General features: G+C 44.6%; 1 protein-coding gene. It reads right to left on the bottom strand.

What is annotated here, in order from left to right; genetic code table 11:
* Positions 1 to 115: 115 nt before the first annotated feature.
* A partial coding sequence (locus HBA93_RS19205; RefSeq protein WP_221724366.1) for a hypothetical protein occupies positions 116 to 377 on the bottom strand: 262 nt, incomplete at its 5' end.

Below are 377 nucleotides of genomic sequence, written 5' to 3'. Positions count from 1 at the left end.
TTACACTTAATGGATATGCATCATTTCATCCCAAATTGGAGAATGGAATATTCAACTCTAGCCAAGTGGTTTCAAAAGCAAACCGATAGGCCGTCCATGCAGGAAACCTTAGTTTTTAATTAGTTTCTTCCAGTGGGACAGGTTTGTCACCCCAACGCCAATTTCCACTAGCCCAATCAAGCCAGTCATGGGCAAAGAATATATTCGGGTCAGCGGTCGGAATTCCTGACCCTATCATGGCTTTTCGAAACTGCGATTGAAACGGCTCAGGAATGTTACGTGCGTCCATCATGTCCCGACCGCACGGCACTTTATGGAGATCATACAGCAATTTAACACTCCCAGCCTTCATCCATAAAAGCCTTCTCATCAAAATC

The organism is Ochrobactrum sp. SFR4 (assembly GCF_019730395.1).
Classification (GTDB): Bacteria; Pseudomonadota; Alphaproteobacteria; order Rhizobiales; family Rhizobiaceae; genus Pseudochrobactrum.
The sequence above is the reverse complement of the archived record's forward strand: the minus strand, read 5'-3'. Positions and strand labels throughout refer to the sequence as shown.